The sequence below is a fragment of the Streptomyces sp. Alt3 genome, assembly GCF_030719215.1.
Lineage (GTDB): Bacteria > Actinomycetota > Actinomycetes > Streptomycetales > Streptomycetaceae > Streptomyces > Streptomyces glycanivorans.
In genome coordinates this window covers 2952544-2966848 of the sequence record NZ_CP120983.1, presented here as the reverse complement: position 1 = coordinate 2966848, position 14305 = coordinate 2952544, and the positions used below count along the sequence as shown (strand labels likewise).

General features: G+C 67.0%; 11 protein-coding genes. All 11 read left to right on the top strand.

The features are described 5' to 3' along the window. Nucleotides 1-62 precede the first annotated feature (62 nt). The 11 genes from typA (at nt 63) to P8A20_RS12540 (ending at nt 14230) form a co-directional block, all read left to right on the top strand. Nucleotides 63-1937 (top strand): translational GTPase TypA, encoded by a 1875-nt coding sequence (gene typA / locus P8A20_RS12590; protein ID WP_147959336.1) that lies wholly within the window; start codon nt 63-65, stop codon nt 1935-1937. 442 nt (nt 1938-2379) lie between these two features. Further along, complete coding sequence (locus P8A20_RS12585) at nt 2380-4005, top strand: peptide ABC transporter substrate-binding protein (protein ID WP_147959337.1); 1626 nt, start codon at nt 2380-2382, stop codon at nt 4003-4005. 121 nt (nt 4006-4126) lie between these two features. Beyond that, complete coding sequence (locus tag P8A20_RS12580; RefSeq protein WP_014154268.1) at nt 4127-5056, top strand: ABC transporter permease; 930 nt, start codon at nt 4127-4129, stop codon at nt 5054-5056. Continuing rightward, the gene (locus P8A20_RS12575) at nt 5049-5990 is read left to right on the top strand and encodes an ABC transporter permease (protein WP_147959338.1); all 942 of its coding nucleotides are present in this window, start codon (nt 5049-5051) and stop codon (nt 5988-5990) included. The genes P8A20_RS12580 and P8A20_RS12575 overlap by 8 nt, the downstream gene beginning before the upstream one ends. An 11-nt stretch (nt 5991-6001) precedes the next feature. Further along, the gene (locus P8A20_RS12570) at nt 6002-7060 is read left to right on the top strand and encodes an ABC transporter ATP-binding protein (RefSeq protein WP_147959339.1); all 1059 of its coding nucleotides are present in this window, start codon (nt 6002-6004) and stop codon (nt 7058-7060) included. Then, nucleotides 7053-8195: an ABC transporter ATP-binding protein gene (locus tag P8A20_RS12565; protein WP_147959340.1), complete on the top strand. Its 1143-nt coding sequence runs from the start codon at nt 7053-7055 to the stop codon at nt 8193-8195. Before P8A20_RS12570 ends, P8A20_RS12565 begins: the two co-directional genes overlap by 8 nt. A 161-nt stretch (nt 8196-8356) precedes the next feature. Further along, nucleotides 8357-9985 carry a peptide ABC transporter substrate-binding protein gene (locus tag P8A20_RS12560; protein WP_147959341.1) on the top strand — a complete coding sequence of 543 codons (1629 nt, stop codon included), beginning with the start codon at nt 8357-8359 and terminating at the stop codon, nt 9983-9985. Nucleotides 9986-10129: 144 nt separating this feature from the next. Further along, nucleotides 10130-11053 (top strand): ABC transporter permease, encoded by a 924-nt coding sequence (locus P8A20_RS12555; protein ID WP_014154263.1) that lies wholly within the window; start codon nt 10130-10132, stop codon nt 11051-11053. After that, a complete protein-coding gene (locus P8A20_RS12550) occupies nt 11046-12038 on the top strand; it encodes an ABC transporter permease (protein ID WP_147959342.1) in 993 nt (330 codons plus the stop codon). Before P8A20_RS12555 ends, P8A20_RS12550 begins: the two co-directional genes overlap by 8 nt. Before the next feature lie 13 nt (nt 12039-12051). Further along, the gene (locus P8A20_RS12545; protein WP_147959343.1) at nt 12052-13029 is read left to right on the top strand and encodes an ABC transporter ATP-binding protein; all 978 of its coding nucleotides are present in this window, start codon (nt 12052-12054) and stop codon (nt 13027-13029) included. Then, nucleotides 13019-14230 carry an ABC transporter ATP-binding protein gene (locus tag P8A20_RS12540; protein WP_147959344.1) on the top strand — a complete coding sequence of 404 codons (1212 nt, stop codon included), beginning with the start codon at nt 13019-13021 and terminating at the stop codon, nt 14228-14230. The genes P8A20_RS12545 and P8A20_RS12540 overlap by 11 nt, the downstream gene beginning before the upstream one ends. Nucleotides 14231-14305 lie beyond the last annotated feature (75 nt).

Sequence of the window (14305 nt, the reverse complement as noted above, 5' to 3'; positions counted from 1 at the left end):
ACGAGGACTCGAGACCGACTGAGACGCCTGATCCCACGATCCGAGAGAAGCGCAAGCCACCCATGCCCACGCGCCACGACATCCGTAACGTAGCCATCGTCGCCCACGTCGACCACGGCAAGACCACGCTGGTCGACGCCATGCTCAAGCAGGCCGGCGCCTTCGCCGCGCACGCCGCCGAGAACCTCGACGAACGCATGATGGACTCGAACGACCTGGAGCGTGAGAAGGGCATCACGATCCTCGCCAAGAACACGGCGGTGAAGTATCACCCCAAGGACGGCGGGGACCCGATCACGATCAACATCATCGACACCCCCGGCCACGCCGACTTCGGCGGCGAGGTCGAGCGCGGTCTGTCGATGGTGGACGCGGTCGTCCTGCTCGTCGACGCCTCCGAGGGGCCGCTGCCCCAGACCCGCTTCGTCCTGCGCAAGGCTCTGACGGCCAAGCTGCCGGTCATCCTCTGCATCAACAAGACGGACCGTCCGGACTCTCGTATCGCCGAGGTCATCGACGAGACGTACGACCTCTTCCTGGACCTGGACGCCGACGAGGACCAGATCGAGTTCCCGATCGTCTACGCCTGCGCCCGTGACGGCGTCGCGTCGCTGACCAAGCCCGAGGACGGCACCGTCCCGCCGGACAGCGACAGCCTGGAGCCGTTCTTCTCCACCATCCTCTCCACGGTCCCGGCCCCGGAGTACGACGAGGCCGCCCCGCTGCAGGCCCACGTCACCAACCTGGACGCGGACAACTTCCTCGGCCGTATCGCGCTGTGCCGTGTCGAGCAGGGCGAGCTGCGCAAGGGCCAGACGGTCGCGTGGATCAAGCGCGACGGCACGATCGCCAACGTGCGCATCACCGAGCTCCTGATGACCGAGGCGCTCACCCGCAAGCCGGCCGAGAAGGCGGGCCCGGGTGACATCTGCGCGATCGCCGGTATCCCGGACATCATGATCGGCGAGACGCTGGCCGACCCCGAGAACCCGATCGCGCTGCCGCTGATCACGGTCGACGAGCCGGCCATCTCGATGACCATCGGTGCGAACACCTCGCCGCTCGTCGGCAAGGGCGGCAAGGGCCACAAGGTCACGGCGCGCCAGATCAAGGACCGCCTCGACCGCGAGCTCATCGGTAACGTCTCGCTCCGCGTCCTGGACACCGAGCGTCCGGACGCCTGGGAGGTCCAGGGCCGTGGTGAGCTCGCGCTGGCCATTCTGGTCGAGCAGATGCGCCGTGAGGGCTTCGAGCTGACCGTCGGCAAGCCCGAGGTCGTCACCAAGCAGGTCGACGGCAAGACGCACGAGCCGATCGAGCGCATGACGATCGACTCGCCGGAGGAGCACCTCGGCGCCATCACGCAGCTGATGGCGACCCGCAAGGGCCGCATGGAGACCATGACGAACCACGGTTCGGGCTGGGTCCGCATGGAGTGGATCGTCCCGTCCCGCGGCCTCATCGGCTTCCGTACGGAGTTCCTGACGCAGACCCGCGGCACGGGCATCGCACACTCGCTCTTCGAGGGCCACGAGCCGTGGTTCGGCGACCTGCGCACCCGTCACAACGGTTCCCTGGTCGCGGACCGCGCGGGCACGGTGACGCCGTTCGCGATGGTCAACCTCCAGGAGCGCGGTGTCATCTTCACCGAGGCCGGCACCGAGGTCTACGAGGGCATGATCATCGGCGAGAACTCCCGCGCCGACGACATGGACGTGAACATCACCAAGGAGAAGAAGCTCACCAACATGCGTGCGGCGTCCGCGGACACCACGGAGAACGTGGTTCCCGCCCGCAAGCTGTCGCTGGAGCAGTCCCTGGAGTTCTGCCGCGACGACGAGTGCATCGAGGTGACCCCGGAGACCGTGCGCATCCGCAAGGTCGTCCTGGACCAGAAGCAGCGCGGCCGCACGGCCTCGCGTGCGAAGAACGGCTGACCCGACCGGGACCGGCGGCCGAGGCCGCCGAACCGTCGGTACGAGCCATTGACGTGAGGCCTGGGCCCCCGCAGACACTGTGGGGGCCCAGGCCTTTCGTCAACCGATTTTCCTGACCGACGTGTCCGTATATCGTGCGTCGCTCTCCGGAACATGTGTTAACGGTCCGTTTCGGGGGTGTCTGTCTGGGATCACTTTGTCCGGATTTCGGGCAACCATGGCTTCTCGATGTTGTCAAACCGAGACCCTTTAAGTGTGGTTTACAGCCCGTCATTCCTTAATAGTTGGCTCCATTGAGCTCGGGTCAATGGGTCGGCGCACTGTGGGGAGTGCGGACTCACGAGCACACTCGGGGCACTGCAAACGATCGCCGTCAGGGGTGTCGGTGGATCTCTCCAGTGCCCCTCTTGTAGTCAAAAGTGGACTCATGAGGAGGAAACCCATGCGCGGTGCCAAGAGCGCCAAGTGGGTCGCGGGAGCGGCAATCATCGCCCTGGCCGCGACTGCCTGTGGCGGGGGCGACAGCGACGACACCAGCAACGCGTCGAAGGAGAAGGGCAAGCCCGCGGGCTACGTCTCCATCGACGTCGGCGAGCCGCAGAAGCCGCTGATCCCGGCCGACACCAACGAGTCGCTCGGCAGCTACGTCATCCAGTCGATCTTCACCCAGCTGCTCGACTTCGATGCGGACGGCAACATCGTCTACACGAACGCCGAGTCCGTGAAGTCGACGGACAACAAGACGTGGACCGTCAAGCTCAAGGCCGGCTGGAAGTTCCACGACGGCACCCCGGTCACGTCCGAGTCCTACATCAAGGCGTGGAACTGGTACGCGAACGTCAAGAACGCCCAGCAGAACGCGTTCTGGTTCGAGGACATCAAGGGCTACGCGGACGTCCACCCCGAGAAGGGTGACCCGAAGGCCACGGAGATGTCCGGTCTGAAGGCGGTCGACGACACCACCTTCACGATCGAGCTCAACAAGCCCGTGCCGTACTACGAGTACAAGCTCGGCTACACCACCTTCGCCCCGCTGCCGGAGGTGTTCTACAAGGACACCAAGGCGTTCGGCCAGGCGCCGGTCGGCAACGGTCCCTACGTCTTCGAGAAGTGGGACCACAAGAAGCTCATCCAGGTCAAGGCCAACCCGGACTACCAGGGTCCGAACAAGGCCAAGAACAAGGGTGTCCTCTTCAAGAACTACGCGACCGTCGAGGCCGCGTACCAGGACCTCCTCTCCGGCAACCTGGACATGATCCGCCAGGTCGGTCCGAAGGACCTGCCGAAGTACAAGGCCGACCTCGGTGACCGCGCGATCGACGAGCCGTACGCGGCCATCCAGTCGCTCGTCCCGACCTTCTACTCGAAGACCTTCAAGGACATCGACCCGAAGGTCCTCCAGGGTCTGTCGATGGCGATCGACCGTGACACGATCACCAAGACCGTGCTCAACGGCACCCGCAAGCCCGCCACCAGCTTCACGCCTCCGGGCGTCGCCGGTAACCAGGACCTGGGCACCGACGTGTTCAAGTTCGACCCGGCGAAGGCGAAGCAGCTCGTCACCGAGGGCGGCGGCGTTCCGGAGAACAAGATCTGGATCCAGTACAACGCCGACGGCGGCCACAAGGAGTGGGTGACCGCGGTCTGCGAGTCCATCCGCAACTCGACCGGGGTCGACTGCGTGCCGGACGCCAAGCCGGACTTCCAGACCGACCTGGAGGCGCGTGACAACGACCAGGTCAAGTCGATGTACCGCGGTGGCTGGGTCGCCGACTACCCGCTGAACGTCAACTTCATGCGGGAGCTGTACGGCACGACCGCCGAGGCCAACAACGGCCGGTTCTCCGACAAGGAGGTCGACGCGGCCTTCAAGAAGGGTGACAACGCGGCGACGCTGGACGACTCCATCAAGGCGTACCAGGACGCCGAGAAGCTCGTCCTCGAGAAGATGCCGGCGATCCCGCTCTGGGAGTACAAGACCAACGGTGGTTACTCCAAGGCTGTCGACAACGTGACCGTCGACTTCCACGGTGACTACAACATCACCGAAGTCACGGTCGCCAAGTAACACACGCCTGAGGGCCCCCACTCGGCCATCAGCCGCCCACACCAGGCAGTAGGTCCCGGGGGGCCGCTCTCCACATCCGGAGGGCGGCCCCTGGGCTGCTTTATCCCTATCGGAGGCAAACATGGGGCGTTACGTCGCGCGGCGACTGCTCCAGATGATCCCGGTCTTCCTCGGATCAACCTTGCTGGTCTTCGCCATGATGTACGCGCTGCCCGGCGATCCCGTGCGCGCACTCGCCGGTGAACAGGCAGTCGACCCGACGCAGATCGCGGAAATGAAGAAGGAGCTCGGGCTCGACCTGCCGCTCTGGCACCAGTACTGGAACTACCTCGTGAACCTGTTCCAGGGTGACTTCGGCACGCAGATCGCCAGCGGGCGACCGGTCGCCGACATCATCTCGGAAGCGTTCCCGATCACGGTCAGACTGGCTCTGTTTGCCTTCATCTTCACCGTCGTCGTCGGTATCTCCATGGGCGTCTTCGCCGGCCTCAAGGCCGACACCCTCCGCGACCGCGGACTGCTCGTACTGACGCTCCTGCTGATCTCGGTCCCTTCGTTCGTACTCGGCTTCCTCGGCCAGTACTTCTTCGCCTTCCAGCTCGGCTGGGTCGACCCCAACGTGAGCATGGAGGCGAACGCGGACGAGCTGATCCTGCCGGCTGTCGTGCTCGGGTCCCTGTCGCTCGCGTACGTCGCCCGACTGACCCGTACCTCGGTCGCCGAGAACCTGCGCTCCGACTACATGCGCACCGCGGTGGCCAAGGGCCTGCCCCGGCGCCGCATCATCGGTGTCCACCTGATGCGCAACTCGATGATCCCCGTGGTCACCTTCCTCGGCACCGACCTCGGCGCCCTGCTCGGCGGCGCGGTCGTGACCGAGGGCATCTTCAACGTCAAGGGTGTCGGCTCCGCCGTCTTCGACGCGCTCAGGCACCGAGAGGGCGCCACGGTCGTCGGCATCGTGACGCTGATCGTCATCGTCTATCTCGTCGCCAGCCTGGTCGTCGACCTGCTTTACGCGGTCCTGGACCCGAGGATCCGTTATGCCTGAGACGCTCAAGGAAAACACCGAGGAGACGGCCGTCGCCGCTCCCGCGCCCGCTGCCGCCGCACCGGTCGGCAAGCCCCGCAGCCTGTGGTCGGACGCCTGGCACGACCTGCGGCGCAGCCCGCTGTTCGTCGTCTCGGCGATCCTGATCCTCTTCCTGCTGGTCATGGCGGTCTTCCCCGGCCTGTTCACCGGCGCGGACCCGCGCTACGCGGACCTGGCCCACCACTACCTGCAGAAGCCCAAGTGGGGGAACTTCTTCCAGGAGGACTGGTTCGGGTACGACATCCAGGGGCGCTCGATCTACGCGCGTGTCGTCTACGGCGCCCGCGCCTCGATCACCGTCGCCGTCGTCGTGACCGTCCTCGTCACGATCCTGGGCACCGTGGTCGGCATGCTCGCCGGTTACTTCGGCGGCTGGATCGACACGATCCTGTCCCGGGTCACCGACATCTTCTTCGGCGTCCCGTTCATCCTCGGTGCGATGGTCGTCCTGACCTCGTTCGAGGAGCGCAAGATCTGGGTCGTCATCCTGGCTCTGGCCTTCCTCGGCTGGACCTCGATCGCCCGAGTCGCACGCGGCTCCGTCCTGACGATCAAGCAGGCCGACTACGTGATGGCGGCCAAGGCGCTCGGCGCCTCGACCAGCCGCATCCTGCTCCGGCACATCCTGCCCAACGCGATCGCCCCGGTGATCGTCGTCGCGACCATCGCGCTCGGCGGCTACATCTCGGCCGAGGCCACCCTGTCCTTCCTGGGCATCGGCCTCGCCGAACCGACCGTGTCGTGGGGTGTCGACATCTCCTCCGGCCAGGAGCAGCTGCGTAACGCCGCGTTCGTGCTGATCATCCCGTCGGTCATGGTGTCGATCACCGTCCTGGCGTTCATCATGCTCGGCGATGCGGTGCGCAACGCCCTCGACCCCAAGCTGCGCTGAGGGAGGCGTACATGACCATCATCGACAAGACGGCGGATGTTCCTGCTCCGCGTGGTTCGAACGACGAGAGCGGCCCGCTGCTCGAAGTCCGCGATCTGCACGTGGAGTTCCACACCCGCGACGGCGTCGCAAAGGCCGTCAACGGAGTCAACTACAGCGTCAGCGCCGGCGAGACACTCGCCGTGCTCGGCGAGTCCGGCTCCGGCAAGTCCGTGACCGCCCAGGCGATCATGGGCATCCTGGACATGCCCCCCGGCCGCATCCCCAAGGGGGAGATCTTCTTCCGCGGCCAGGACATGCTCAAGATGTCCAACGAGGAGCGGCGGAAGATCCGCGGCCAGAAGATCGCGATGATCTTCCAGGACGCGCTCTCCTCGCTGAACCCGGTGCTCTCCGTGGGCTACCAGCTCGGCGAGATGTTCCGCGTGCACCAGGGCCTCTCCAAGAAGGAGGCCAAGGCCAAGGCCATCGCGCTGATGGACCGCGTGCGCATCCCGGCGGCCAAGGAGCGGGTCAACGACTACCCGCACCAGTTCTCCGGCGGTATGCGCCAGCGCATCATGATCGCGATGGCGCTCGCCCTGGAGCCCGACCTGATCATCGCGGACGAGCCCACCACGGCGCTCGACGTGACCGTCCAGGCCCAGGTCATGGACCTGCTCGCGGAGCTCCAGCGCGACTTCAACATGGGCCTGATCCTGATCACCCACGACCTCGGCGTGGTCGCCGACGTCGCGGACAAGATCGCCGTGATGTACGCGGGCCGGATCGTCGAGACCGCCCCGGTCCACGAGATCTACAAGCGCCCGGCGCACCCGTACACCAAGGGCCTGCTGGAGTCGATCCCGCGCCTGGACCAGAAGGGCCAGGAGCTCTACGCGATCAAGGGCCTGCCGCCCAACCTGCTGCACGTGCCGTCCGGCTGCGCCTTCAACCCGCGCTGCACGATGGCGCAGGACATCTGCCGTACGGACATCCCGGCGCTCCGCCCGGTGACCGAGCAGGACGGCACCGAGCTGGTCGGCCGCGGCAGCGCCTGCCACTTCTGGAAGGAGACGATCCATGGCTGAGCTCGACAAGAAGTCCGTGGACGCCACCCCGAACGTCACCGAAGTGGCGACGGTCAACGCGGTCACCGAGACGGAGGCGGTGGCAGCCCTCGACGCCCCGGTGTCGCAGGGTGAGCCGATCCTCCAGGTGCGCAACCTGGTCAAGCACTTCCCGCTGACCCAGGGCATCCTGTTCAAGAAGCAGGTCGGCGCGGTCAAGGCCGTGGACGGCATCTCGTTCGACCTCTACCAGGGCGAGACGCTCGGCATCGTGGGCGAGTCCGGCTGTGGCAAGTCCACGGTCGCCAAGCTCCTGATGACGCTGGAGCGGGCCACCGCCGGCGAGGTCTTCTACAAGGGCCAGGACATCACCAAGCTGTCCGGCCGCGCGCTGAAGGCCGTGCGCCGCAACATCCAGATGGTGTTCCAGGACCCGTACACCTCGCTGAACCCGCGCATGACGGTCGGCGACATCATCGGGGAGACCTTCGAGATCCACCCCGAGGTGGCCCCGAAGGGCGACCGGCGCCGCAAGGTGCAGGACCTCCTGGACGTCGTCGGTCTGAACCCGGAGTACATCAACCGGTACCCGCACCAGTTCTCCGGCGGTCAGCGCCAGCGCATCGGGATCGCCCGTGGGCTCGCGCTCAACCCGGAGATCATCATCTGCGACGAGCCGGTCTCCGCGCTCGACGTGTCGGTGCAGGCGCAGGTCATCAACCTGATGGAGAAGCTCCAGGACGAGTTCAACCTCTCCTACCTCTTCATCGCGCACGACCTGTCGATCGTCCGGCACATCTCGGACCGGGTCGGCGTCATGTACCTCGGCAAGATGGCCGAGATCGGTACGGACACGCAGATCTACGACCACCCGACGCACCCCTACACCCAGGCGCTGCTGTCGGCGGTCCCCGTCCCGGACCCGGACGCCCGCGAGGGCCGCGAGCGGATCATCCTCGCCGGCGACGTCCCGTCGCCGGCGAACCCGCCGTCGGGCTGCCGCTTCCGCACGCGGTGCTGGAAGGCCCAGGACAAGTGCGCCACCGAGGTGCCGCTGCTGGCGATCCCCGAGCGCTTCAAGGCCTCGGACACGCCCGCCGCGCACGAGTCGGCGTGCCACTTCGCCGAGGACAAGGACGTCGTCCACGCGGCGTAGCACCTGATCCGACCGACGAGGACGCCCGGCCCCCCAGGGGCCGGGCGTCCTCGCGTTCCGGCAGCCACGTACGGCGTGCGGCGTAAGCCGACATGCGACGAAGTGTCATATGGGGTGATATGAGGCATTGAGCCACTCAAGGGAACCCTAGGAGGCACTCCATGCGCGGAGCCACACAGGCCAGGTGGGCCGCATGTGCCGTCGCCGTCGCCCTGACGGCCACGGCCTGCGGCGGGGGGGACAGCGGCGGTGGCGGTGGCGCCGACGGGATCGTGAGCTCATCCTGGGGCGACCCGCAGAACCCGCTGGAGCCGGCGAACACCAACGAGGTGCAGGGCGGCAAGGTCCTCGACATGGTCTTCCGGGGGCTCGTGCGCTACGACCCCAAGACGGGCGAGGCGAAGAACGAGATCGCCGAGAAGATCGACTCGAAGGACTCCCAGAACTTCACGGTCACGATCAAGGACAACTGGACCTTCAGCAACGGTGAGAAGATCACCGCGAAGTCCTTCGTGGACGCCTGGAACTACGGCGCGGTCCTGAAGAACAACCAGAAGAACGCCTACTTCTTCCAGTACATCGACGGTTACGACAAGGTCCACCCGGAGTCCGGCTCGGCTACCGCCGACACCCTCTCCGGTCTGAAGGTGGTGAACGACACCACCTTCACGGTCAAGCTGTCGCAGAAGTTCTCGCTCTGGCCCGACACCCTCGGCTACGCGGCCTTCGTGCCGCTGCCCGAGGTCTTCTACACGGACCACGACGCCTGGCTCTCCAAGCCGGTCGGCAACGGCCCGTACACCATCGACCAGTACGCCAAGGGCTCGTCGATGAACCTGCGCAAGTGGGACGACTACCCCGGCGCGGACAAGGCGCAGAACGGCGGCATCGACCTCAAGGTCTACACCGACAACAACACCGCCTACACCGACCTGACCGCCGGCAACCTCGACCTGGTCGACGACGTGCCGGCCTCGCAGCTGAAGAACGTCAAGGCGGACCTGGGCGACCGCTACATCAACACGCCCGCGGGCATCATCCAGACGCTCGCCTTCCCGTTCTACGAGAAGGCCTGGGACACCCCCGGCGCGGTCAAGGTCCGCCAGGGCCTGTCGATGGCGATCAACCGCGACCAGATCACCGACCAGATCTTCCAGAAGACCCGCACCCCTGCCTCCGACTGGACCTCTCCGGTCCTCGGTGAGGAGGGCGGCTTCAAGAAGGGCCTGTGCGGCTCCCCGTGCGAGTACGACAAGGCACAGGCCAAGAAGCTGATCGAGGAGGGCGGCGGCATCCCCGGCGGCCAGCTCAAGATCTCGTACAACGCCGACACCGGCTCCCACAAGGAGTGGGTCGACGCGGTCTGCAACAGCATCAACAACGTCATGGGGAACAACAAGGCGTGCGTCGGCGGGCCCGTCGGCACCTTCGCCGACTTCCGCAGCCAGGTCTCCACCCAGAAGCTGACCGGCGCCTGGCGGGCAGGCTGGCAGATGGACTACCCGCTGATCCAGAACTTCCTCCAGCCGCTCTACTACACCAACGCCCCGTCCAACGACGGCAAGTGGAGCGACACGAAGTTCGACGACCTGGTCGACAAGGCCAACGCGGAGAGCGACAAGGCCACGGCGGTCAGCACCTTCCAGGACGCCGAGAAGGTCCTCGTCGAGCAGATGCCGGTCATCCCGCTCTGGTACCAGAACGGCAGCGCCGGCTATTCGGACAGGGTCGAGAACGTCTCGCTGAACCCCTTCAGCGTCCCGGTGTACGACCAGATCAAGGTCAAGTGACCCCCTGAAGCCGGGGGCCGGTGCGGAACACCGCACCGGCCCCCCGGCTTTCCGGCCCTTCCGCCCGCTCACCCAGGGGTGTCCCGCCGGTCATGCCGGCGTCCGGCCCGGCCGGCAGGACACCTCCAACCCCCGGAGCCCCTCATGGGACGTTATGTGATCCGGCGGCTGCTGCAGATGATCCCCGTCTTCTTCGGCACCACGCTGCTGATCTTCCTCATGGTGAACGTGATGGGCGACCCCATCGCGGGCCTCTGCGGCGACCGCCAGTGCGACCCCGCGACCGCCGCCCAGCTGCGCACCGAGTTCGGCCTCGACAAGCCCGTCTGGCAGCAGTACCTGACCTACATGGGCAACATCTTCACCGGTGACTTCGGTACCGCGTTCAACGGGCAGAAGGTCACGGAGCTGATGGCCACGGCCTTCCCCATCACCATCCGGCTGACCATCGTCGCGATCGTCTTCGAGATCGTCATCGGGATCAGCCTCGGCGTCGTCACCGGACTGCGCCGCGGACGGCCCGTCGACACCGTGGTGCTCATCCTGACCCTGGTCGTCATCGCCGTCCCCACGTTCGTCACCGGCCTCCTGCTCCAGCTCCTCCTGGGGGTGGAGTGGGGCATCATCAAGCCGTCCGTCTCCTCGGAGGCGCCGGTCGACGAGCTCATCGTCCCCGGACTCGTGCTGGCCTCCGTGTCCCTGGCCTACGTCACCCGGCTCACCCGGACCTCGATCGCCGAGAACGCCCGCGCCGACTACGTCCGTACCGCCGTCGCCAAGGGCCTCCCCAGACGCAGGGTGGTCGTGCGGCACCTGCTGCGCAACTCCCTGATCCCCGTCGTCACCTTCATCGGCACGGACGTGGGAGCCCTGATGGGAGGGGCGATCGTCACCGAGCGCATCTTCAACATCCACGGAGTCGGCTACCAGCTCTACCAGGGCATCCTCCGCCAGAACTCCCAGACCGTCGTCGGGTTCGTCACCGTCCTGGTCCTCGTCTTCCTTGCGGCGAACCTGATCGTCGACCTCCTGTACGCCGTACTCGACCCGAGGATCCGCTATGCCTGAGCAGAAGCCGTGGGACGAGACGACGGGCAGCGGGGCGATCTCGGGGGCGGGCGCGGGCGGAGGCATGGACCTCGCGATGGACGAGGGCGCCACGCTGGAGAAGACGCCCGGCGGTCCCGAGGGCACCGGACCCGCGGGCAAGCCGCGCAGCCTCTGGTCCGACGCCTGGCGGGACCTGCGCCGCAATCCGGTCTTCATCATCTCCGCCCTGGTCATCCTGTTCCTGGTGATCATCTCGATCTGGCCGTCGCTGATCGCCGACCAGGACCCGCTCGACTGCGACCTGTCCAAGGCCCAGGAGGGCTCCCAGCCCGGCCACCCCTTCGGCTTCGACGGCCAGGGCTGCGACGTCTACACCCGCACTGTCTACGGCGCCCGGACCTCGGTGACCGTCGGTGTCCTCTCGACCCTCGGGGTCTCCCTGCTGGGCGGCGTGCTGGGCGGTCTCGCGGGCTTCTTCGGCAGGGGATGGGACGCCGTGCTCTCCCGCATCACGGACGTCTTCTTCGGCATCCCGGTGGTCCTCGGCGGACTGGTCTTCCTGTCCGTCGTCACCAGTTCCACCGTGTGGCCCGTGATCGGCTTCATCGTGCTGCTGGGCTGGCCCCAGATCGCACGTATCGCACGAGGCTCCGTCATCACCGCCAAGCAGAACGACTACGTCCAGGCGGCGAGGGCGCTGGGCGCCTCCAACTCGCGGATGATGCTGCGCCACATCATGCCCAACGCCGTCGCGCCCGTCATCGTCGTCGCGACCATCGCCCTGGGCACGTACATCTCGCTGGAGGCGACCCTCTCGTACCTCGGCGTCGGCCTGAAACCGCCGGCCGTCTCCTGGGGCATCGACATCTCCGCCGCCTCCCAGTACGTCCGCAACGCGCCGCACATGCTGCTCTGGCCCGCCGGGGCGCTGGCCGTCACCGTGCTCGCCTTCATCATGCTCGGCGACGCGGTGCGCGACGCCCTCGACCCCAAGCTGCGCTGAGGAGTCCGCTGCCATGTTGCTCGAAGTGCGCGATCTGCACGTGGAGTTCCACACCCGGGACGGTGTGGCCAAGGCCGTCAACGGGGTCAACTACTCGGTTGCCGAGGGCGAGACCCTCGCCGTCCTCGGAGAGTCCGGCTCGGGCAAGTCCGTCACCGCCCAGGCGGTCATGGGCATCCTCGACATGCCGCCCGGGAGGATCAGCGGGGGCGAGATCCTCTTCAAGGACCACGACCTCCTGAAACTCAAGGCCGAGGAGCGCCGCCGGATCCGCGGCCAGGAGATGGCCATGATCTTCCAGGACGCGCTGTCCTCCCTGAACCCGGTGCTCAGCGTCGGGCAGCAGCTCGGCGAGATGTTCGTCGTGCACCGCGGGATGTCCCGCGGGGACGCCAAGGCGAAGGCCATCGAACTCATGGACCGGGTCCGCATCCCGGCCGCCCGGGAACGCGTCGGGGACTTCCCGCACCAGTTCTCCGGCGGCATGCGCCAGCGCATCATGATCGCCATGGCGATGGCGCTCGAACCCTCGCTGATCATCGCCGACGAGCCCACCACCGCGCTCGACGTGACCGTCCAGGCCCAGGTGATGGACCTGCTCGCGGAGCTCCAGCGCGAGCTCAACATGGGGCTCATCCTGATCACGCACGACCTCGGTGTCGTCGCCGACGTCGCCGACAAGATCGCGGTCATGTACGCCGGCCGGATCGTCGAGACCTCGCCCGTCCACGAGATCTACCAGGCTCCCGCCCACCCGTACACCAAGGGCCTGCTGAGATCGATCCCGCGCCTGGACCAGAAGGGCCAGGAGCTCTACGCGATCAAGGGCCTGCCGCCCAACCTGCTGCACATCCCGCCCGGCTGCGCCTTCCATCCGCGCTGCCCCATGGCCCAGGCCGTGTGCCGTACGGACGTGCCGCCGCTCTACACCGTGGACGAGGAACGCCGGAGCGCCTGCCACTTCTGGAAGGAGACTCTCGATGCACGCTGACGACGCGGGACGCGAGGGGCTCCCGGGCGGCTCCACACTGCTCTCCGAGGCGCGGGAGGCGGACCGCACGCGGCCGTACGCCGAGGGGGATCCGATCCTGGAGGTGCGGGGCCTGGTCAAGCACTATCCGCTTACCCGGGGCATCCTCTTCAAGAAGCAGATCGGCGCGGTCAGGGCCGTCGACGGTGTGGACTTCGACCTGGCGGCGGGCGAGACGCTCGGCATCGTGGGGGAGTCCGGCTGCGGGAAGTCGACCGTGGCGAAGATGCTGGTGCACCTGGAGCCGCCGACCGGGGGAGTGATCCGGTACAAGGGCGAGGACGTCACCAAGCTCTCCGGGCGAGCCCTGAAGGCCGTGCGCCGCAACATCCAGATGGTGTTCCAGGACCCGTACACCTCGCTGAACCCGCGCATGACGGTCGGCGACATCATCGGGGAGCCCTACGAGATCCACCCCGAGGTGGCGCCCAAGGGGAGCCGCCGGCAGAAGGTGCAGGACCTGCTCGACGTCGTGGGTCTGAACCCCGAGTACATCAACCGCTATCCGCACCAGTTCTCCGGCGGTCAGCGCCAGCGCATCGGGATCGCCCGTGGGCTCGCGCTCAACCCCGAGATCATCGTCGCCGACGAGCCGGTCTCCGCGCTCGACGTGTCGGTGCAGGCGCAGGTCGTCAACCTGCTGGACCGGCTGCAGGCCGAATTCAGCCTGAGCTTCGTGTTCATCGCGCACGACCTGTCGATCGTCCGGCACATCTCGGACCGGGTCGGCGTCATGTACCTGGGCCGCATCGTCGAGGTCGGCACGGACGAGGAGATCTACGACCACCCGACGCACCCCTACACCCAGGCACTGCTGTCGGCCGTCCCGGTGCCGGATCCGACGGCCCGTGAGCACCGCGAACGGATCATCCTGCACGGTGACGTGCCCTCCCCCGCGAACATCCCGTCCGGATGCCGCTTCCGCACCCGCTGCTGGAAGGCGCAGGAGCGGTGCGAGCTGGAGGTGCCCCTGCTGGCGGTCCCCGCGGTCTTCCGGGACACGGCGACGCCGGCCCGGCACGACTCGGCGTGCCACTTCGCCGAGGAGAAGCAGGTGGTGCCGCCCGAGGTGCAGAGGGAGGCGCCCGGGACAGCCGGGGACGCGGTGCCGCCGCCCCCGGACAAGGACGACCCGGCCCCCGGAGGTCCTGACCGCGGGTGACGACGAGTGGTGAACGGGCCTCAGTTTCGTTAACACGGGGGCAACTCGACCGTCGTCGCACCGATATACGAACGC